1 protein-coding gene is annotated in these 771 nt (G+C 58.8%); it reads right to left on the minus strand.

Going from position 1 to position 771, the window contains the following annotated elements; all coding sequences use genetic code 11:
• On the minus strand, positions 1 to 348 hold a 348-nt coding region (locus HMPREF2978_RS13365), incomplete at its 3' end, for a hypothetical protein (protein ID WP_210398348.1).
• Between the last annotated feature and the right edge of the window lie 423 nt (positions 349 to 771).

The following is a 771-nucleotide window of genomic DNA, read 5'->3' on the forward strand; positions in this document are numbered from 1 at the left end:
GGGGGGGGCTGTTTTCGTCAAGGTGAGCACATACCGGGTTTCCTGCTTCAAACCGCGAGCAGGATTCGACAAAACCCACAAATCTGGGTTTTCAATTTTCCCGCAGATAGACACACTGCCTACGCCGGTAGCAGGATCACCATTCTGGATAGTGATTCGGATTTCTGCTGCCGGGTCACTCGCTGTCAATGTGGCTACCCACATACCAACGCCGGGGCGTACCTGGTATTTGTTCGGCGTGGGGTTGATATTTCCCGCGTCTGGGAATGTGATGTACGTGTCCCCCGGCTTCGCGTACCCCTCCAGGGCGTACTGCACTGGGCGACGGCCAACGAGTTTCATGCTCATGCCCCCACCCCCACCGTGGTTAGATTGGTGTGAGTTCCATCCGATACTCGCATGGCCTGTCCGCCCTGTAGCGTACGCTCACTACACCCGCTACCTGACAAATCGTGTCGATAGACGGTGCTGCCATGCCCGTAGTGGCTAGTGGAACATCTCCGGACAGTCCGACCCCGTTTGGTGAGACAACCAGATTCTCGCTGACCCACAGGCGGAACCTGTACCAGCCTGGCGGAGGGGTCACCGATACCTTGTCGCTTTCCCACGTTCCGGGTACCTGCATTGTGTCCCACACCATGTAGGCGCGCTGTACGTCCGATCTGTCGGAGCTTCCCACGCATACCGCGCCACCAGAGGCACCAATCAGTCTTAGCGCCATGGCAGACACCCCGCCAAGCGCGCAAAAGTCCTACGAAGTAGGGGGGGGGG

The organism is Corynebacterium sp. HMSC074C01, from assembly GCF_001814605.1.
Classification (GTDB): domain Bacteria; phylum Actinomycetota; class Actinomycetes; order Mycobacteriales; family Mycobacteriaceae; genus Corynebacterium.